This is a genomic window from Paraglaciecola sp., assembly GCF_030730205.1.
Lineage (GTDB): Bacteria > Pseudomonadota > Gammaproteobacteria > Enterobacterales > Alteromonadaceae > Paraglaciecola.
Map to the genome: position 1 here is coordinate 70,666 of NZ_JANQVQ010000029.1, position 19,770 is coordinate 90,435.

At 42.5% G+C, this 19,770-nt stretch carries 18 protein-coding genes; 9 read left to right on the plus strand and 9 right to left on the minus strand.

The window, feature by feature from the left end:
• The coding region (locus tag NWQ57_RS02945) for a hypothetical protein (RefSeq protein WP_306020527.1) at positions 1-291 on the minus strand (291 nt) is incomplete at its 3' end.
• A gap of 145 nt (positions 292-436) precedes the next feature.
• On the opposite strand from NWQ57_RS02945, the gene NWQ57_RS02950 reads away from it, so the two are divergent.
• The 3 genes from NWQ57_RS02950 to NWQ57_RS02960 all read left to right on the plus strand — a co-directional run bounded on the left by NWQ57_RS02950 (position 437) and on the right by NWQ57_RS02960 (position 5,205).
• A complete protein-coding gene (locus tag NWQ57_RS02950; RefSeq protein WP_306020528.1) occupies positions 437-856 on the plus strand; it encodes a CBS domain-containing protein in 420 nt (139 codons plus the stop codon).
• An 81-nt stretch (positions 857-937) separates the two neighbouring features.
• On the plus strand, positions 938-4,828 hold the full coding sequence (gene hrpA / locus NWQ57_RS02955; RefSeq protein ID WP_372340879.1) for an ATP-dependent RNA helicase HrpA: 3,891 nt from the start codon (positions 938-940) through the stop codon (positions 4,826-4,828).
• Between the two features lie 74 nt (positions 4,829-4,902).
• A complete protein-coding gene (locus NWQ57_RS02960) occupies positions 4,903-5,205 on the plus strand; it encodes a PilZ domain-containing protein (RefSeq protein WP_306020531.1) in 303 nt (100 codons plus the stop codon).
• 38 nt (positions 5,206-5,243) lie between these two features.
• Here the strand turns inward: NWQ57_RS02960 and NWQ57_RS02965 are convergent, their stop codons facing one another.
• Positions 5,244-6,431: a class I SAM-dependent rRNA methyltransferase gene (locus NWQ57_RS02965; protein ID WP_306020532.1), complete on the minus strand. Its 1,188-nt coding sequence runs from the start codon at positions 6,429-6,431 to the stop codon at positions 5,244-5,246.
• A 74-nt stretch (positions 6,432-6,505) separates the two neighbouring features.
• Between NWQ57_RS02965 and NWQ57_RS02970 the strand changes: the two genes are divergently transcribed.
• Positions 6,506-7,486, plus strand: coding sequence for an NAD(P)H-quinone oxidoreductase (locus NWQ57_RS02970; RefSeq protein WP_306020533.1), 981 nt, complete (start codon positions 6,506-6,508; stop codon positions 7,484-7,486).
• A 53-nt stretch (positions 7,487-7,539) separates the two neighbouring features.
• Here NWQ57_RS02970 and NWQ57_RS02975 read toward each other — a convergent pair whose 3' ends face one another.
• The 7 genes from NWQ57_RS02975 to NWQ57_RS03005 all read right to left on the minus strand — a co-directional run bounded on the left by NWQ57_RS02975 (position 7,540) and on the right by NWQ57_RS03005 (position 15,938).
• Entirely contained in the window at positions 7,540-8,460 is a 921-nt protein-coding gene (locus tag NWQ57_RS02975) for a diguanylate cyclase (protein WP_306020534.1), read from the minus strand.
• Between the two features lie 330 nt (positions 8,461-8,790).
• Positions 8,791-10,059 carry an allantoate amidohydrolase gene (locus NWQ57_RS02980; protein WP_306020535.1) on the minus strand — a complete coding sequence of 423 codons (1,269 nt, stop codon included), beginning with the start codon at positions 10,057-10,059 and terminating at the stop codon, positions 8,791-8,793.
• Positions 10,056-11,279, minus strand: a complete 1,224-nt coding sequence (locus NWQ57_RS02985) for an alanine--glyoxylate aminotransferase family protein (protein ID WP_306020536.1) — start codon at positions 11,277-11,279, stop codon at positions 10,056-10,058. The genes NWQ57_RS02980 and NWQ57_RS02985 overlap by 4 nt, the downstream gene beginning before the upstream one ends.
• Before the next feature lie 10 nt (positions 11,280-11,289).
• Positions 11,290-12,111 (minus strand): sulfite exporter TauE/SafE family protein, encoded by an 822-nt coding sequence (locus tag NWQ57_RS02990; RefSeq protein WP_306020537.1) that lies wholly within the window; start codon positions 12,109-12,111, stop codon positions 11,290-11,292.
• A 12-nt stretch (positions 12,112-12,123) separates the two neighbouring features.
• On the minus strand, positions 12,124-13,695 hold the full coding sequence (locus NWQ57_RS02995) for a gamma-glutamyltransferase family protein (RefSeq protein ID WP_306020538.1): 1,572 nt from the start codon (positions 13,693-13,695) through the stop codon (positions 12,124-12,126).
• Positions 13,692-14,882, minus strand: a complete 1,191-nt coding sequence (locus NWQ57_RS03000) for an amidase (RefSeq protein ID WP_306020539.1) — start codon at positions 14,880-14,882, stop codon at positions 13,692-13,694. Before NWQ57_RS03000 ends, NWQ57_RS02995 begins: the two co-directional genes overlap by 4 nt.
• A 237-nt stretch (positions 14,883-15,119) precedes the next feature.
• Positions 15,120-15,938: a MurR/RpiR family transcriptional regulator gene (locus NWQ57_RS03005; RefSeq protein WP_306020540.1), complete on the minus strand. Its 819-nt coding sequence runs from the start codon at positions 15,936-15,938 to the stop codon at positions 15,120-15,122.
• 141 nt (positions 15,939-16,079) lie between these two features.
• Between NWQ57_RS03005 and cobB the strand changes: the two genes are divergently transcribed.
• The 5 genes from cobB to NWQ57_RS03030 are packed head-to-tail and all read left to right on the plus strand — an operon-like array spanning position 16,080 to position 19,703.
• Positions 16,080-16,784 (plus strand): Sir2 family NAD+-dependent deacetylase, encoded by a 705-nt coding sequence (cobB, locus tag NWQ57_RS03010; RefSeq protein WP_306020541.1) that lies wholly within the window; start codon positions 16,080-16,082, stop codon positions 16,782-16,784.
• A 10-nt stretch (positions 16,785-16,794) separates the two neighbouring features.
• Positions 16,795-17,439, plus strand: a complete 645-nt coding sequence (locus NWQ57_RS03015; protein ID WP_306020543.1) for a LysE family translocator — start codon at positions 16,795-16,797, stop codon at positions 17,437-17,439.
• 35 nt (positions 17,440-17,474) lie between these two features.
• On the plus strand, positions 17,475-18,224 hold the full coding sequence (locus NWQ57_RS03020) for a hypothetical protein (RefSeq protein ID WP_306020544.1): 750 nt from the start codon (positions 17,475-17,477) through the stop codon (positions 18,222-18,224).
• On the plus strand, positions 18,217-19,074 hold the full coding sequence (locus NWQ57_RS03025) for a glucosaminidase domain-containing protein (RefSeq protein WP_306020546.1): 858 nt from the start codon (positions 18,217-18,219) through the stop codon (positions 19,072-19,074). The genes NWQ57_RS03020 and NWQ57_RS03025 overlap by 8 nt, the downstream gene beginning before the upstream one ends.
• The gene (locus NWQ57_RS03030) at positions 19,071-19,703 is read left to right on the plus strand and encodes a DUF2987 domain-containing protein (protein WP_306020547.1); all 633 of its coding nucleotides are present in this window, start codon (positions 19,071-19,073) and stop codon (positions 19,701-19,703) included. The genes NWQ57_RS03025 and NWQ57_RS03030 overlap by 4 nt, the downstream gene beginning before the upstream one ends.
• Positions 19,704-19,770 lie beyond the last annotated feature (67 nt).

Here is a 19,770-nt window from a genome sequence, read left to right on the forward strand (position 1 = left end):
AGATAAACTGGCATGTCTTGCACTAATAGCCAGATTATACCAATAAAACGCTTGTTCTTGTTTTTCATAGTTAGCAATGTTCGCTTGTAAATCCAGTAAATCGATTCTTACTTGCTTTACGTCTACCTGACTTAAACCACTCGATAAAAACTCAAACAGACGTTCATCCACCAAGCTCTCTGTATATGTAATGTCCTTGAAACTTTGGTTTTCTTGAGCTTCACTTTTGAGCTCTGCACTTAAAAAGTAACAGACTACAGACAGAGTGATGGAGCATAACAATCTAGACATTTTCATTCCTGAGCTATAGTTGACTTATCCCCGATTTGTAACAAAAGCCATGTTTACAAAATCTTGGAGTGAAGTATAAAATTTTGCGACCAGACTTACCTTAACACCAGAGTGTTAAATTTACCCATAAAAATAGGTGGTATCAATGGAATCTTTAAATGTCAGTGATCACATGAATCTTCGTCCTGTCACTTTTAATAGCGAAATGACCGTAGCAGAAGCGGTTGAAAAACTGCTGCAGAGTCGTCAGACAGGCGGCCCTGTTATTGATGGGCAAAATAAAGTAATCGGTTTTTTATCTGAGCAAGACTGTTTAGTTCAGATGCTTGAGTCAAGTTATTATCGAGAACAGGTGGCCCATGTAAAGGATGTGATGCGAGTTGAAGTGATTGCGGTTAAGCCCTATTTGTCAGTTATTGAATTAGCCCAACGTATGTTAACTGAAAAACCGAAAGTGTATCCCATAGTGGACGATGATGGCTTTTTATTGGGTACAATCAACCGTTCAGCCCTGCTTAATGCCATTGATTTACATTTACGTGATGGTTACAAAAACGCGGTTTAATCGCTGGTAATTTATAGGCGCTTCTTTTACGATCGACATTGTCGTTAACTAAGAGAAGCTCCATTGTCTGACCGCGCAAACATATCACCTGCTATTACTTCAAAGCTTATATATGCACAGATTAATCAGTGTTTATCGAAAGACCGTTTTAAATTTCGGCAACGAGTAAAACGCCTAGACAAGGCTGACTACGAAAAAACCAGTGAAAAACTGCAAAGCGTGTTGCTTGATATTGATCAATCACTATCGGTAGTGCAGCGTAAACAGCTGAATCGACCCAATATTGATTATCCCGATTTACCCGTCAGCGAAAAAAAGCAAGAAATTGCTGAAGCGATTTCTGCTCATCAAGTGGTCATTGTGGCGGGTGAAACAGGGTCGGGTAAAACCACGCAAATTCCGAAAATATGCATGGAATTGGGTCGTGGTATACATGGTTTAATCGGCCATACCCAACCAAGACGACTTGCCGCCCGCACGGTGGCACAGCGTATTGCCCAAGAGTTACAGAGTGAATTAGGCCAGCACGTCGGTTTTAAAATCCGTTTTTCAGACAACGTCAGTGAAACCAGCTATATCAAACTGATGACTGACGGTATTTTGTTGGCTGAAATTCAACAAGACAGGTTTTTAAATCAATATGACACCATCATTATCGACGAGGCACACGAGCGTAGCCTAAACATCGATTTTATTTTGGGCTACTTCAAACAACTGCTACCTAAGCGACCTGATTTAAAGCTTATTATTACTTCTGCTACTATTGATCCTCTGCGTTTTTCGAAACACTTTGACGATGCCCCCGTTATTCAAGTGAGTGGCCGTACCTTTCCGGTAGAAATGCGTTATCGTCCATTAGACAGTCAAGATAATGATCAAACCCAAGGAATTATTGATGCGGTTAACGAGCTTTCGACTGAAAAGCCCGGCGATATATTGGTTTTTTTAAGCGGTGAGCGTGAAATTCGCGACACTGCTGATGCCTTAAATAAAGAGCAATTTCGCCATACAGAAGTGGTTCCGCTGTATGCACGTTTAAGTGTGAGCGAACAGAATAAAGTATTTCAATCCCATTCTGGCCGTCGCATTGTACTGGCCACTAACGTGGCTGAAACATCATTGACTGTTCCGGGTATTAAGTATGTCATAGATCCGGGTTTTGCCCGTATATCCCGTTACAGCGCGCGCAGTAAAGTGCAGCGCTTACCTATCGAAGCTATTTCACAAGCATCGGCTAATCAAAGGGCAGGGCGATGTGGTCGTGTGTCTGATGGTATTTGTATTCGCTTATACAGTGAAGATGACTACACTGCTCGGGCAGACTTTACTGATCCGGAGATACTGCGCACTAATCTAGCCTCGGTAATTTTACAAATGATGTCGCTGGGTTTAGGTAAAATTGATGATTTTCCTTTTGTCGAGGCCCCAGAGTCCCGCAACATTAATGATGGCTTTCAATTACTTGAAGAATTAGGTGCAGTAGCCTCTAAACACAGTCGCTTAGAACTCACTGCTATTGGTAAACAACTCGCACGTTTACCCGTGGATCCTCGGTATGCGCGTATGGTGGTAGAAGCGGCGCGGTTAAATTGTGTATCAGAGGTACTGATTATTGCTGCGGGCTTAAGTATTCAAGACCCCCGAGAGCGCCCACAAGATAAACGTCAAGCGGCTGACGAGATGCACAGCGATTATCGCAGTAAAGAGTCTGATTTTGTCGGGTTTTTGTTGTTATGGCAGGATTTTAAGCAACAGCAAAAAGACTTGAGTGCGAATCAGCTGCGTACATGGTGTAAAAAACACTTCATTAACTATTTGCGTATGCGTGAATGGCAAGACATCGTTAGCCAACTGAAAAAGTCCGTCGCTGAATTGGGTTTTGGTATTAGCCATACTGAGGCAGATTATCAGGCTATTCACCAAGCGTTGGCATCCGGTTTATTGTCTCATCTTGGCTTTAAAGACAAAGAGCGCGAATATTTGGGCGCTAGAAACACTCGCTTTATGATTTTTCCGGGCTCTGGTCTGTCAAAAACGCAACCTAAGTGGACGATGGTGGCGGAGCTCGTTGAAACCTCGAGTTTATTTGGCCGAGTGGCCGCTAAAATTGAACCTGAATGGATTGAGCCTTTAGCCTCACATTTAAGTAAAACAGAATATTCAGAGCCTCATTGGTCAAAAAAACAAGGCGTAGTGCAGGCATTTGAAAAAGTCACCTTATTTGGTTTAGTTCTTGTAGCGCAAAGACGACGCACCTATAGCACCATTGATCCGGTGATCAGCAGAGAGATTTTCATTCGTGAAGCCTTAGTAAATCTAGATACCAAGTTAACCTTTGCTTTTTTACAACACAATCAAAAAATCGTTACTGACATTGAAGCCTTAGAAGAAAAAAGCCGCCGCCGTGATTTATTAGTTGACGAAGACACTTTAATTGATTTTTATGCTGAAAGACTTCCCGAACATGTATGCAGTGATGCGAGTTTTAAAAAATGGTGGCAAAAACAGAGTCTAGTGGCGCCTGCGTTTTTAAATTTTGATCCTGAAGCCTTAATTAAAAAAGATGCCTCGCATATTGATGCCCACTCTTTTCCAGAAACTTATCGCCAAGACAACTTACGATTAGTCCTGCAATATCATTTTGAGCCAACAGACATTGATGATGGCGTTAGTTTAATAGTGCCGCTGGCGCTATTGAATCAACTAGAAAATAAAGGCTTTGATTGGTTAATTCCTGGATTACGCCATGAGTTAATTGTGGCGCTGATTAAGGGCTTACCTAAGCGATTAAGACGAAATTTTGTGCCAGCTCCAAATTACGCTGATGCTTGTTTGGCTGATTTAAGCCCTATTGATAAAAAGGGGCAGTTTGTTCCGTTTTTAGAGGCATTATCTTTAAAATTAAAGAGAATGACAGGTATTGAAGTTAGTGATGAAGAGTGGCAAGTGGCGAGTTTACCCAAACATTTGCGCTTTAATTTTAAGGTACTAGATGAGCAAGGTAAGTTGCTGCGCCAAGGACGGGATTTGCACGAATTGCAACACAGCTTACAAGGTCAGGTTAAGCAGAGCTTACAAAAAGTCGCAACCCCTGATTTAGAGCAAAAAGGACTCAGTGAGTGGGCTTTTGATGTTTTACCCAAAGAATATATCAGCAAGAGTGCCGGTTATGAAATTAAAGCTTATCCCGCTTTAGTTAACGAAGGTAAAACTGTTGGAATTAAACTGTTTGAACAAGCTCATCTCGCTAAATCGTCCCATAAAACAGGATTACGTCAACTGGTGGTACTCGCTATTCCATCACCCATTAAGTACTTGCAAGAAAAGCTACCCAATAAAGCTAAGTTGGGTTTGTATTTTAATCCATTTGGACAAATTCAAACCTTAATTGACGACTGTATTAATGCCGGTGTTGATAAACTTATCGGCGATTTTAGCCAAAAGAACGCAACTGACATACGCAGTAAAAATGAATTTTTAGCGTGTTGTGACTATGTCCGCCAAGACATTAATGAATTGGTTTTAGCTATCGCCAACAAGGTTGAGGTAGGTTTGACTACCGCTCACGGTATCAATAAAAAAATGAAGGGCAATGTACCTTTAACTATGATCCATGCTCACAGCGATATTAAGCAACATTTGGACTCTTTGGTTTTTCCTCAATTTGTCAGTGTCATTGGCGTAGATAAGCTAGTGGATTGGCAGCGTTATATCGAGGGCATAAAGCGCCGGTTTGAAAAACTGCCTATCGATCCGATAAAAGATAAACTTCATCAACTTAATATCGAGAAAGTACAGGCTGAGTACGTAAAAAAATGTCAACAAATCCCTTTAGGAAAAGAGATACCCGCAGAGTTAGCAGAAGTGAGATGGCTAATTGAAGAGTTGCGAATTTCGTTTTTTGCGCAGCAATTAGGAACGAATGTGCCTATTTCAACAAAACGTATCGCAAATCAGCTGGCAAGTATCTAATTTAAGTCGTTGACTTTATTTTACACTCACCCTATAAACAGGGGGTGCAATAATAAAACAGGAAGAGGTATCTGATGTTAGGTTATGACGATAAGCGCAATTTTTTTCGGATGATGATTAACTCGCCATGTGAAATAGTGGTAAGTGATGATGAGTCAACGCGGTCCCTACAAACAGTGTGTAAAGATATTAGTGCTACAGGGATGTCGTTTGAATTGGACGAAAGTTCTTTAGAAATAGGAACTTTTGTTAATGTACATATAGCCTCTACCAGCAGTCAGATCCCTTCTTTGTCTGCCAGTGCCAGAGTGGTACGGTGTGAAGCCAACGGTGAAAATTCTTGTGTTATAGGTGTTGAAATTATCGAGATGAAATAAGCTCAACACCTAAGGTTGAGGTCTTAAGTATTAAGGCCTCAAATGACTCGGCATACCAATCCTTTTAAATAAAATCCTTCTGGATAGGCAGAACCTACGGGGTGGTCAGCAGCTTGTCCTAAGCGCTCAATAAATTGCACTTCTCTTCCTGCGTCTAAGGCCGCATCTGCGACTACTTTTTGAAATAGTTCAAATGACAATAAGCCAGAACAGCTAAAAGTACATAATATGCCACCGGGCTCCATAATTTGCATGGCTAACATATTAATATCTTTATACCCTCGACAGCCTCTGACTAAAGAATTTTTAGACTCTATAAACTTGGGTGGGTCGAGGATGATTTGTTCAAACTTTCGGCCCTCTTGTTTGTAGTCACGAAGGGCTTGAAATACATCGGCGTTAATAAAATCACACTTTGCCGTGTCAAGACCGTTTACTTCAACGTTGCGCTTAGCTGTTTCTAGGGCTAGGTCAGAGACGTCTAAATTGGTCACATGCTCTGCGCCTGAGGCGAGAGCATAACTGCCAAAAGTGCCAGTGTAACAAAAACAGTTAAGGACCTTTTTGTTGCGTGCGTATTTAGCGGCAATCGCACGGTTATCTCGTTGGTCGAGATAAAATCCAGTTTTGTGCCCTTGTTTTACGTTGACGATAATTTTGATACCGTTTTCTTCGATGATTACTTCGTCAGGAACCTCGCCGTGCAATACCTGCATTAACTCTGGCAACCCTTCTTTTTTACGCACAGATACATCACTGCGTTCGTAAATAACCGCATCAGGAAACTCTTTTAATAGGGCCCAGACGATTTTGTCGCGGTGCTTTTCTGCTCCCGCAGATAAAAGCTGGCATACAAAGACATGGTTGTAGCGATCGATAGTGACACCGGGTAGACCGTCAGATTCGGCTGCAATAAGGCGATAGCCAGTCAGACCATGACGGGCGATAATATCCTCACGTCCCGCCTGAGCTCGGGCAATACGACGTTGGAAAAAACCATTATCAATCACTTCTTTTTGTTCGAAGGTCCAAATACGAATTTGAATTTGTGATTCTGGTGACCACGCACCGCGGCCCAACCAAGCACCCTCTGAACTAAACACATCAACCGTATCACCGGAATTTAAACGACCGACTTGTTTGTCGATGGCCCGGGTAAATATCCAAGGATGGCGACGCAATAAAGATTTTTCCCTTTCGGGCTGCAAAATAACACTAGAAGACATAAAGTAGAGCACTCTTAAATTTTCGTAAATTGTACCTAAGGTTTACAGCAAGCTACACACAATAAGGTAATTAAATGCGTTTTATTGATTTTAACAGTGCAGACGAGACGAATACGTTATTTATTAATGAAACCTCAGTGCCTGAGTTGGAAACAGGTCAAGTACTAGTAAAAGTCGCGGCGTTTGGTATTAATCGTGCGGATATTTTGCAAAAAAAGGGCCAATACCCACCACCTGTAGGTGAAAGCCCCATCCTGGGTTTAGAGATGGCTGGTGAGATTGTCGAAATGCCGGCTGAACTCATGACTTCTTCATCGTTTAAAATCGGCGACAGAGTGTATGGTTTAGTGGCGGGCGGTGCTTATGCAGAGTATGTGGCGGTGGATGTGCAGCATTTATTAGCAACGCCAAGCTCGTTAACAGATGATGAAGCTGCAGGGGTCGCAGAATGTTTTTTAACTGCCTACCAAAGCATGTTTGTTGAATACAATTTAGCAAAAAAGAGCAGGGTGTTGATCCACGCAGGGGCCAGTGGCGTCGGCTTGGCGGCCACTCAGTTGGCTAAACAATGGGACTGCCATATTGCAGTAACCGCCTCTAGCAGCGAAAAATTACACGTGTGTCAAAGCAACGGGGCGGCTTTACTGATCAACTACAAACAACAAGACTTTGTTGAAGCACTAAAGGCCCATGATAAACGAGATTTAATTATCGATTTTATTGGCGCTGACTATGTTAACCGTAATTTGTCTGTTGCCAATCAGGATGCTTGCATTATCCAGTTAGCCATGTTGGGCGGGCGCTATGCAGAAAAAATTGATATGGCCCAATTGCTTGGTAAACGAGTTACCTTAAAAGGCTCAACGTTAAGGAGTCGGACAGGTGACTATAAAGCCCATTTAGTGGCTGAGTTTGCCAAGCAGTTTGGCGATACATTGAGTAAGCAACTCATTAAGCCTAATATAGAGTTCTGTTATTCAGTGGATGAAATCAATACCGCTCATGCCCGCATGGAGAATAATCTCAACACCGGTAAATTAGTGGTCCACTGGTAAAAGATGATATGTATTACACGCAATTTTACCTTTATCAGTAAAACTGCGTGTTCTTATGTAGCACAGACCGTGTTTTTACCGGATGACTTGGCTTTATAAAGATGCTGATCAGCTTTTTCTAATAAATGTTGATGATCGTCGTGAATTTGTGGCAAACAGCTAGCGGCGCCAATACTGACTGTCACGACGGGGGCTGCATTAGACAGGTGATGGGGGATGTTTAATTGTTGTACATTTTGCAATATACAACGCGCGACGTTGATGGCTCCTTCTAATTCAGTATTAGGCAAAATACATAAAAACTCTTCACCACCATAACGAGCCACTAAATCAAGAGGACGCTCTAAGCTTGTTTTAATGGCATTGGCCACCCGTTTAATACACTCATCACCATTAACATGGCCATAGTGATCGTTAAACTTTTTGAAGTTATCAATATCCACCATTAATAAAGAAATAGGCTTTTGAATGCGAATACTTGAGAGCCAATTTTCCACAAAACGCTCTTCTAGTAGAAGACGGTTACCAATACCAGTTAAACCATCTACCATAGCCAACGAGCGTAACTTGTCTGATTGACGTTTGAGTTCTATTTGGTTTTTGACCCGTGCTAACGCAATTTTACTATCGATTGGTTTATGCACATAGTCGACACCACCGGAGGTAAAACCTTGCACTTCGCCTAGGGCATCTTCTGAGGCCGTGATAAAAATGATTGGAATATGATGTAATCCCGGTGTTGCTTTAATTTGCTCACATAGTTCGTAACCATTAATGCTAGGCATCATCACATCTAACAAAATGACATCGGGCAACACTTTTTTACATAACTCAAGGGCGCAGCCTTCATCAGTAGTCATAAAGACTTCGTAGTCATGCTTGAATATCTCATTGAGTTGAACCATCGACGAACTTTGGTCATCTACCAACAAAATATGGGGTTTGGTTCGTTCCGCGCTTAACAATTCTAACAAAATAGCATCCTCATTTAGATCGTTGCTGTGTTAATTTAAGCCCTCAAAATCTGAGGAAATTGTTAGTCAAACATTTTATTTGGTTTTACTTGCTCGCTTTACGACTAAAGAGCATCACAACAAATAACGGACTATAGCTATCATTTTATTGCAATTTGATGATTTCGCCATTTATGGCCAACTAAATTTTATCTCCTATATCATTAATTTATAACGTGAAAATAAAAATCAGGGTAAACACGCCCAGTAATTTACCCTAGATTAGCATGCTAGGTAGAAACCTTTCATTAAATAGTTTTGAGCGAAAACGTAAAGCAGCTCCCTTATTGCTCAATTTGTGTTCAAATCATGACATTTCACCGTTTTTTGATGAAAAGAATGTTCATATTCAGTAAAAAAGTGCAATAAAACCTGCATGGTTTTTTCGATATCAGAAATTTCAATCGCTTCTGCGGGGTGATGACTAATACCTTTATCACAGCGCATAAATAACATGCCTACGGGACATATTTTAGCCATGGCCATAGTGTCATGCCCCGCTCCAGAGGTCAGTGTATAAGGCACTATGTGCGTGTCTGAAATCGCTTTTGCTAAGGTAGATTGTAATTGTGCGTCGCACTGGACGGCACTGGCAGAGTGAGTTTGTACTACAGTGAGTTGCAACTGACGACGTGTTGCAATATCACTCAACTGGCTTGCAATGTCACTAAAGGCATCATCACGTTGTTGATCGTTTTCGCTGCGTATATCAATTGAAAATTCAGTTTTCCCTGAAATCACATTAGTCGCTCCCGATAAGCAGCTTAATTTGCCGACGGTGGCGACCACATCGAAATCTTTTGCACTACGCTCGATGGCCAGGATCATCTCAGCTGCACCGGCTAGGGCATCTTGACGCATAGTCATTGGCACGGTGCCGGCATGACCTGCCATACCCGTCACCACACATTTGAAGCGACGAGCTCCGGCAATGGCATTGACGATACCGACCGCAAGATCCTGTGCTTCTAATACAGGACCTTGCTCAATATGCACTTCTAAAAAGGCATTGATATCGTGACGTATGCTTTCATTTACACGACTGATATCAAGACCAAAGTCTTGCATCGCCTGACTGAGCGATATACCGTCACTGTCGGTTAAATCAGCCCAGTCTTCTTGCCATGTTCCAGCAATAGCGTGGCTGCCTAACAGTGTCGCGCCAAACCGCGTCCCTTCTTCATCACCAAAGCCTACAATTTGCAGAGTAAAGGGTAGGCTTTGCTGAGTATCGTATAAATACTGCAATACACTTAAAGGTAATAATACACCGAGTATTCCATCGTATTTGCCGCCGTTAGGCACCGTGTCTAAATGACTGCCAATCACTAAGGTTGGGGCATGTGGTGAGGCAGATTTTAATTCGCCCCACTGATTACCTGCCGCATCTTGCCAAACTCTCATTCCAGCTTGTTCCATCCACTTCGCGACCTGATGATTGGCTAATTGATGTTCTTTGCTTAGGTAACGCCTGTCCATGCACGTTGGATCTTGACTAAGTTCGGCCAACTCATCACACCGTTGATAAGTTAAAGCGGCGTAAGCGCTTAAATCATTCATAGATTGCTCGCTGCATAAACGGCCAACGCATTGTCTACACATTGACCAGCCGTCATGGTATGACCCGCCCGTCTAAGTAATGTTTCCATTGACTGTAGAGTGTGCAATACCGTGTCTTTTCGTGCGTTATAGCCCATGGTGCCAATACGCCAAATTTTACCGTGCAGAGGACCAAAACTGGTGCCGATTTCAATATTAAAATCATTAAGTAGCTGCATTCTTAGCTCGTCGCCGTGGATACCGGGTGGAATATAGACACCCACTACGTTGTGCATTTTATGTTTTAAATCTCCAAAAGGTTGAAGGTTTAAGCCTTTGACACCCGCTAACATAGCGTCGCCGTGAACCTTATGCCTATTGATTGAGTTCTCAATGCCTTCTTCAAGTAAGTTAAATGCACACTCACGGGCACAGTAAAGCATGGTTGTGGCTTCAGTATGGTGATTAAGGCGTTCCGGGCCCCAATAATCAAGGATCATAGATAAATCAAAGTAGTTTGAGCGAATACGGCTACCTGAGCCTGCTTCATGATGATCGGCTCTGATTCCTGCTTCAATGTGCTTACGCTGACGCACAAGGTCTACAAACCGTTCGCTCAACGTGATAGGAGCACTGCCACTTGGACCACCTAAGCATTTTTGCAAACCTACCGACACTGCATCTAACTGCCACTTGTCTGTTTCAAAAGGGTTACCGCCGATAGATGCAGTGGCGTCAGAATAAAACAAAACACCATATCGTTGACAGATTTCCCCCAGATGTTCTAGCGGCTGTAGCATCGTGGTAGAGGTGTCACCTTGCACAATAGCCAATAACTTTGGTTTCACTTTTTTGATGGCATCTTCAATTTGCTCGGGTAAAAATACTTGGCCCCACTCAATTTCAATGCAGTGTACTTCTGCACCAGCTCGCTCGGCGATTTCTTTTAACAGATGCCCAAAACGGCCGAAAATTGGCACTAAAACTTTGTCGCCTGGCTCAATACATGACACCAATACCGCTTCAATGCCTGCTCGCGATGTGCCGTCTATCAGTAAGGTCGCCTGATTTTCTGTTTTAAATACCTGACGATAAAGACCCATCACTTCATTCATATAACCCGTCATCACTGGATCGTATTGACCGATTAACTGGGTCGACATGGCACTTAATACACGGGGATAACAATTGATCGGGCCAGGGCCCATTAACAAACGGGGAGGGGGATTAAGTCGATTCATGACGAGGCTCCTAAATAAAAGACTGGATTAACATACGGGCGCCAGTGATAAGTAACACCACGGCAAATATTTTTTTAAGCAGGTTTGCATCCATAATCGACGCTAACTTGGCGCCTAATGGCGCAAAGAGAACGGTAAGCGGTACGATGCAAATAAAGCCAACAAGATTGACTAAGCCATAAGTACCGACAGGCGCATCAACAGGAGTTTGACCCAGTATCAACATGGTAAGCGCTGCAGGAAGGGAGATAATTAAGCCAATGGCTGCTGCAGTGCCCACTGCTTTGTGAGCTGGGTAATTACAGGCCGTTAAAATGGGTACAGACAAAGTGCCGCCACCAATACCTACCATGGAGCTAAAAAAACCGATACAAGAGGCCATAATACTCTGGCCAGCCTTGCCAGGTAATTGCTCAACAATGGCTGACTTACCGGTACGAAACAACATATTCAAGGCTGATAAACTGGCTACAATGCCAAACAATGAACTTAACCACTGCCCACCGATAAAGGTGACCACGCTACTGCCAACGAGCACCCCTAACAGAATAAATAGGCCCCAAGCTTTTAATAAGTCAAAGTCTACATTGCCTTTGGCCATATGGGCTTTAATCGAACTGATTGAGGTGGGAATGATGGTGGCTAAAGACGTGGCGGTAGCGATAAGCATGGCACTTTGTGGCGATACACCAAAGCGCTGAAACAAAAAATACAACACGGGCACGATAACGATACCGCCGCCCACACCCAACAAACCTGCTAAAAGGCCAGCAAAGACACCTGTGGTCGCTAAAGCAAGTACGGTTGGGAGATTTTCTAACAAAAAATTCATCTTTATTCCTATTTATATCAGAGGGGCGAAGGCTTTGCCGTCACTACGAGGATCGGTGGCTGCGGTGAGTAAATTGGGCCCTAGTACAATGGCACCCGCGTGCCCCATAAGTTCATTGCAAGGGGCAACAATAGCGACATCATGGCCTCTGTCGATAAGTTGCTCAATAATCTTAGCTGGTAAGTCTTCTTCGACTTTCAGGTTGTGGCTGTTATCGCCCCATGTGCGGCCCAATAACCAGCGGGCTTCTGAAATAGCATGACTCAGTGGTTTATTTTGATACATGTAGCGAGCAAATAAAGCGGCTTGAGTTTGCGGTTGTCCTTCTCCGCCCATGGTGCCGTAGACCATTCGGCGACCATCAAGACACTCTGCAAAAGCAGGGTTTAAGGTATGAAAGGGCTTTAAACCTGGTGCTAAGGCATTGAGATGTTGGGGATCTAGACTAAAAGAGGTTCCGCGGTTATTCCATACAATCCCCGTTTTGGGTGAAACAATGCCGCTACCAAACTCCCAGTAAATGCTTTGAATATAACTGACCATGCGTCCTTGCTCATCACATGCACCCATCCAAATCGTGTCACCCTGTTTGGCTTCATGTGGCCAATTTAACGCCTTGTCTAAGCTGATGTTAGTGATGGCTTTGTTGAGTTCATCTTCCGTTAAGAAAGCTTCGAGCGGACGAGCGAGGCGCGAAGCATCGGTCAAATACTGATTTCTGATGATAAAGGCCTGTTTAGTGCACTCAATTAATAAGTGGACAAAGTCGCTGTCACTTTTTGCCTGATCTTTGACCTTGTCAAATAAGGCTAATATCAGCAGTGATGCAATACCTTGTGTCGGTGCAGGTAAATTAAAGAGCTTGGCCACCGAGGTACTAACCGTTAATGGTTCGACTTGCTTTACCGCATAATCTTTAAAATCACTGAGTTCAATTGGCGAACCTGCATCGGCTAAGTCTTGTGCGAGATCCTTAGCGATTTCACCATGGTAAAAATCCATGAGTCCGTTTTCTGCCAAACGGCTGAGGGTGTTGGCAATTAACGGTAACTTAACTATTTTGCCTTTTTTAAGAGATTTCCCTTTAATTAAAAATTGATTAAAGTGCTCAAATTCCGATAGGGCCTCAAAGGTTTTTTCACTGGCATCTTGTAAACTCTGAGTGACTTCTACGCCCCATTGCGCCTGGCCAATAGCGGGTGCAAGTAATTCGGCTAAGGGAATTGCGGTTTGCCAATCTTGACTTAATTCTAAGGCTTTATGCCAGCCAGCGACTGCTCCTGCCATGCTTAAGGCTGCTAGTCCGCCACGGGCCGGTATGGCCGTATGGCCTTTATAAAAATCAAAGGTAGCCCCTTTGGCAGCTGTACCGCTGGCATCAATGCCAATAGGGTCTTTACCTGGCTCACTGATTAGCCAAAATCCATCACCCCCCATACTATTCATGTGAGGGTAAACCACGGCAATCGAAGCGGCGGCAGCGACCATGGCTTCAACAGCGGTGCCTCCTTGTTCCAAAATTTTCTGCCCAACTTGGCTTGCTGCATAGTGCGGGGCAGTAAAGGCAACGGATTTATTATTCATATTATTGATTCCAATACTGTGTGTGCAAAATCGATTAAAAATTGGTCGTGGTATTTTGCGCCGATAAGCGACACGCCCACGGGCGCGTCATTTTTTCCACTTAGGGGAAGTTGTAATTGTGGTAAGCCTCCAAGCCCTGCTATACAGGTCATCGACAATAACGTATTGCGGTAATGCGCAAGTTCATCGTCATTCATGGTTAGCAAGGGGGCGCTGCCCGGTGTAGTCGGTATTAATAAGCAGTCTGCTTGTTCAAATAAAGGCTTTATCTTGAGATTAAATTGTTGCTGGATTTTTAAAGCCTCCAACTGCTGTGCTGGAGTTATGGTACTGCACCATGCAAATCGACTGGCTATATCAGGGGCGAATGTGGGTTGGCACGTTGTTATCCATTCCCCGTGAGTTGACCAAATTTCAGCACCCTGTAAGATCCTAAACGCTTCAGCGCCTTGCTGTAAATCAGCAGGAGTTAATATGGATGAAAGGTCAAGCACGTCTATTTTTTCGAGCTTCTGTAAGGTTACAAGTAACTGCGCAAGTTCTGCATGTTGACTACTCTGTGCGTTAATGCTCGCGGAATAAGCCACTTTAATGGGTTTGTTAATGGAAACTGCCGGTAAGTCTGCTAGTAGCACCTTAGCTACTGCGTTTAGGGTATGAATATCCCGTGTCATCCAACCCACTGTATCGAAGCTAGGCGCTAATCCCACTAGATGCTCCGTTGACACAACGCCATGACTGGGACGCAATCCATACAAACCATTATAACTAGCGGGGACACGGATTGAGCCGCCTGTATCCGTACCTAAACCAATATCTGCACTGCCTTGAGCGACAGCAATAGCCGAACCACTACTTGAACCACCAGGTAAGCGCTCGGCGTTCCGGGGATTAAGTGGCGTGCCAAAATGTATATTTTGACCATTTAAACTGTAGGCCAGTTCATCGGTGATGGTTTTCCCTACAATGCTAGCACCTGCATTTTGCAAAGCACTCACTACCGGTGACGTAAAGTGTGGAATAGGGTGGGTGTTAGCCCAATCAGGATTACCTGCTGTGGTGGGGTAACTTGCAATATCAAATAAGTCTTTTACCGCCACGCGAAATTGCTTTAAGGAAGAACCATTACCAGCTAAAGCGGGTGAGAACTCGATAATATAGGGGGAGTCAGTGCTGTGGTGTTGCATGGTCTATCGTTTTAAGGGTAAGAAGATATGCTTATGAAACAACTGTTTCATTATCGAGTCAAGTGAAACGAATGGTTTCAACAAAAATATATTTGGAGGGGCTGAGTAGATTAGCGCCAACAAGATTCAGCTCTCTGTTTATCCTGTTAACAAAGTTGGAGTGGCGATTAATTAAAAGAGTCATTTTTGTTGAAGTGATTAACTATCAACTACGAAAACATAAATAGTGACCGTTAATCATTCTAATTCATCCAGAAGCCTAAAACGCTCAGAAATACTTGCTACCCGTTTTTGCCCTTGACTGGCTAATTTTGTTAGCACTTTATTGCTTATAATCGCAATAAGACTCATGGGCGCGGCATAACTATCTAAGGCTTGTTCTTGACCAAGCTGACAAATAAATAAGTAATCAGTATTGGCTTTATAAATTTGTCCTGAGGGGTCAGCAAATAGCGCCACTTTATGCTGGCTTACGTGCTGGAGCATCTCAGCAAAAATTTTAGGTCGGCGTCTGAACCCAAATACAATAATGAGTTCGTCGGGCTCGAGATCCTGTAAATCTTCGCTTAGGGTTTGACCAGGGTAGGGCAAAACCCTAATTTGAGTTTTAATCTGTTGTAATTGCTGACGAAAATGCAAGGCTACCGGATAGCTATTTCGAAAACCGATCAAGGTGATACGTTTGGCTTGAATTATATCATCGATAAAATGGCTTAATTGCTGATTATCAATATTTTCAAAAGTTTGTTTTAAGCGAGTGAGTTCGGCTTTGTAACCCGTTACATCAGAAGAATGCGTATTGATTGGATAACCCGCAGCCCGTAATTCATTCATTTCCTGTTTCACATCAAAATGCGACTCATACCCTAACTGCCTAAAAAAACGGCTCACCGTTGCTTTGGATGTTTGCGTGATGGTTGCTAGTTCTGCAACGGTGCAGTTAATTACGTCCTGTGAATGATGCATCAAATGATCGGCAAGTTTTCGACCATTGGGCGACAGCTCGCTATACAGTCTTTCTATTCTTTGAGTAAATGGCATTGGAGATGGAGGCAAAATAGTCATGACCCTAAGTAAAGTTAAAAGAAGGATAAAATGCTTTTGCTATGACTACAATGCCTATGATTAAGCAGGCCAACTATTCTTTCATCACTGGCGATGGTAATATTTGCCAAAAATGTATAGTTGTTATTAGCCATGAAATTTGAGCGTGTTGTTGTATTAACCGGAGCCGGGATCTCTGCTGAATCGGGTATAAAAACGTTTAGAGATAGCAATGGCTTATGGGAAAACCATGCGATCGAAGATGTGGCTACTCCTGAAGGTTTTGCGCGAAATCCTCAACTTGTTTACGACTTTTATAACGCTAGGCGAAAACAGTTGTTAAGTCCTGACGTTACACCCAATAAGGCTCATATAGCCCTTGCAAACGTAGCGTCGAGATTTGCTGAGCGTTTTGTTTTAATTACGCAAAACGTTGATAATTTGCATGAACGGGCAGGTAGTACTGATGTTTTGCATATGCATGGTGAATTACAACGAGCCCGATGTGTACGAAGTGGTAAAACGATCGCTACTACAGGTGATATTGATGGACACCATCACTGTACGTGTTGTCACCCCTCACAGGCTCTGCGCCCTGATATCGTGTGGTTTGGAGAGACTCCACAGTACATGAGTCAAATAGAAGCAGCCTTATGCCAATGTGATATATTTGTTTCTATTGGCACCTCAGGTAATGTTTATCCCGCTGCAGGCTTTGTAGAGCTTGCTAAGAATCACGGTGCACATACTGTGGAGCTTAATTTAGAACCGAGTGCGGGTAAAAATAACTTTGCAGAGCACCACTATGGACTGGCAAGTGTTATAGTGCCGCAATTTTTTAATGCAAGTATGAAATAGAGTAGCCAAGATGTTTGATGCTTTTTCACAATACTGGTTAGAGTTTTTGACTATTGCGAGTGTGCATATATTGGCAGTTGCTAGTCCTGGTCCCGATTTTGCGATTGTCCTAAAACATAGCATTAGTTATGGGCGAAGAGTGGCGATTTACACCAGTATAGGTATTGGTTTAGCTATCATGTTACACGTGGCATATTCACTGTTGGGCATTGGTTTGTTAATACAAAATACCCCGGGGGTATTTTCGTTGCTTAGTTATGCAGCTGCTGCGTATCTTTTATACATCGGCTGGGGCGCGATAAGGAGTAAGGCGCCACAAAATACCAATGAGCTAAATACTCAACAAAGTACTCAAACCATGTCAGATAAGAAAGCCTTTTGGGTAGGCTTTTTAACTAATGGTTTAAATCCTAAGGCAACCTTGTTTTTCTTATCTGTTTTTGCGGTTGCTGTGTCTGCCCAAACCCCTAATCACATAAAGTTGGTCTATGGCCTTTATTTATCAGTGGCCACTGGCGTATGGTTTTGTGGCTTATCGTATTTACTTAGCTCAAGCAAAGTCAGGGGGTTTTTGAGCGCTAAAGGTTATTGGTTTGATCGAATTATGGGTGCCGTACTTATTTTACTGGCAGCTAAACTGGCTTTTACAGCCTAATACATAACAAAGCTTCAGTTTAAAAAGGTAATGATGTGAATCAACATGAATACGACAATGTAGGCGGCAATATTGAAAATAGCCTGCAAGGTCTAACCAAGCTCAATATGCCAGTGCTAGCCAAAGAAGCATGGAATTTGAGTCAAACGCGAAAAGGCAGTTTACTGCAAGGCTCTCTCCTTATTTTTGGTTTGGTTTTACTGTGCATTGCGGTGTTAGAACACCTTTTCGAGGTGCAAGATTGGGCTGTTGCCCCACCTAATGCGCAACTTGCTTTACAAATTGTCGTTACTATCATTACCGCACCTTTAGTCGCGGCCATGTTTATGACAGGTATATCTCATAGTGTTGGTGAAAGACCGGCTTTTTCGGTGGTTCTCAAACGTATTATTAATTCAGCCTTAGTGATTTTTTTAGCCATGCTAGTCTTGGTTATTGTTTACTTAGGCTCAGCATTATTTATTTTGCCCGGGATTTATCTTGGCTTTGCTACGGGCTTTTCCATGATGTTATATGTAGAGAAGCAGCTTTCACCTGGCCAAGCTATTTTGCAGTCTATTCGTATTTTTAATCGCTATTGGACTCAGTTAAGTTTGTTTTACGTGGGCGCTTTTGTGCTGTTTATCGTCGGTTTATTCACCTTTGGTATTGCTTATATCTGGATTATTCCATTTTATTTCAATATGAAGGGGGTCCTCTACCGTGAGTTATTCGGTATCAAAGTTAAAATACAAGATGCTAGCTTAACTAAAGAGAAATCGGTGGATTCTATTTTTCATGCCTAACATCAAAAAACATAAGAAAAACAAGCCGCATAATAAGCTGGGTATGCGGTTTTTTTTATTAATTATTTTTATAGTGCTAGGTATTACTGCCATTTTGTTTAAAACACAAGTTGAACCAACTGATGTGTCGAATGACATCGTTAGCATGGAACACATGGAAGTCCCCCCCTTAGAAAATAGCTATAAACCGGTACCCAATTTTTCTGAAATTGAAGATATTGTCGAAAAAAAGAAGCAATTTTTTGCTTACCTGTTACCGGAAATAAGACGGCAAAACACTATCGTACTGCGTGAACGAGAAATTGTGATGTCACTGTCTAACCAGTTTGCTCAATCGCCTACTTTAAGTCCTCGTCATCGGCTTGTATTAGATAAACTAGCGGCCAAATATCAATTAGAGGATGAGGAGTCAACGCCTGCTTTATTGCGAGAATTAGTGAAACGGGTCGATATTATTCCTCCCGCTTTAATTTTAGTGCAGGCGGCCAATGAATCTGCATGGGGCACTTCACGGTTTGCCCAAAATGGTTATAATTTTTTTGGCTTGTGGTGTTTTAGAAAAGGTTGTGGTTTTGTGCCTACTCTCAGAGACGATGATGAAGCCCACGAAGTGGCAAAGTTTCGCAGTTTGTCTCATGCGGTTATGACTTACATTCGTAATTTGAATCGACATTATGCCTATGCTGAATTGCGTGATATTAGAGCAAATTTAAGAGTTAAAAATCGTCCCATTACCGCAGAGGCCCTAGCGAAAGGCCTGCACAGTTATTCAATTCGAGGTCAAGATTATATTGACGAGATTTTGAGTATGATCCGAGTTAACCGTAAATACATGAAGTTGTCAGTATGAAAAAATTAGTTTTAACCTTCGCTCTATTAAGCCAAGCGTGTTTTGCTGAACATATAGAGGTGGAATATTCTCGCTTTTATAGCCATTTAAAAAAAATAGACAAAGAAGAATTGAACGCTTTGCAGTTCTCTTTTGGCTTTAAAAAAGTTCAAGAAGAGTGGTTATGTGATATCGATAACGCCATTATCGTTACGCAGAAACAAACTATTCCTTTAGTTATCAGTAAAGATAAAAGATTCACCTTACCCACTGAAAAGGCCTTAAAATTGGCTGATGCCTATATATCAGTTGATATAAAACAACCGGCAAACCAATGCGACATGTCAGTGCAATTAGAGACTAAAACAGAATATTTAAAAGTAGAATATTCGCAGGCAGAGTTAAAAATGTTATCTGATCAGTATGCGACTTTTTTTAGTGATATGGGCAGTTTTTTATCGTTTATGATGCCCGGTACTGAAGGATTACGATTTAGCTTTGAAGATACGCCCGGCATAGAAAACAATGTAAAGGGCTTAGCGCTTAAAAATAAAGAAATTGACCTGCACAATGACACAATTGAACATGCTACGGATGGTTTAAAACTAAATATTAAACCCATCAGAATCAATGCATTAATGTCAAAGTAGTTGGTTTTACCGCCAGTTTCTGATGTTTTAAAATGTGTAACAGGCAAATAGTTGGTTTATTTGCCTG

Bases quoted from the DNA above. Each gene is read 5' to 3' on its own strand.
- NWQ57_RS03015 (WP_306020543.1), top strand. From the start codon at position 16,795: ATGTTTGATGCTTTTTCACAATACTGGTTAGAGTTTTTGACTATTGCG.
- NWQ57_RS03030 (WP_306020547.1), top strand. From the start codon at position 19,071: ATGAAAAAATTAGTTTTAACCTTCGCTCTATTAAGCCAAGCGTGTTTT.
- NWQ57_RS02960 (WP_306020531.1), top strand. From the start codon at position 4,903: ATGTTAGGTTATGACGATAAGCGCAATTTTTTTCGGATGATGATTAAC.
- NWQ57_RS03000 (WP_306020539.1), bottom strand. From the start codon at position 14,882: ATGCAACACCACAGCACTGACTCCCCCTATATTATCGAGTTCTCACCC.
- NWQ57_RS02965 (WP_306020532.1), bottom strand. From the start codon at position 6,431: ATGTCTTCTAGTGTTATTTTGCAGCCCGAAAGGGAAAAATCTTTATTG.
- NWQ57_RS02995 (WP_306020538.1), bottom strand. From the start codon at position 13,695: ATGAATAATAAATCCGTTGCCTTTACTGCCCCGCACTATGCAGCAAGC.
- NWQ57_RS02980 (WP_306020535.1), bottom strand. From the start codon at position 10,059: ATGAATGATTTAAGCGCTTACGCCGCTTTAACTTATCAACGGTGTGAT.
- NWQ57_RS02950 (WP_306020528.1), top strand. From the start codon at position 437: ATGGAATCTTTAAATGTCAGTGATCACATGAATCTTCGTCCTGTCACT.
- NWQ57_RS02990 (WP_306020537.1), bottom strand. From the start codon at position 12,111: ATGAATTTTTTGTTAGAAAATCTCCCAACCGTACTTGCTTTAGCGACC.
- NWQ57_RS02970 (WP_306020533.1), top strand. From the start codon at position 6,506: ATGCGTTTTATTGATTTTAACAGTGCAGACGAGACGAATACGTTATTT.
- NWQ57_RS02985 (WP_306020536.1), bottom strand. From the start codon at position 11,279: ATGAATCGACTTAATCCCCCTCCCCGTTTGTTAATGGGCCCTGGCCCG.
- NWQ57_RS03025 (WP_306020546.1), top strand. From the start codon at position 18,217: ATGCCTAACATCAAAAAACATAAGAAAAACAAGCCGCATAATAAGCTG.
- cobB (WP_306020541.1), top strand. From the start codon at position 16,080: ATGAAATTTGAGCGTGTTGTTGTATTAACCGGAGCCGGGATCTCTGCT.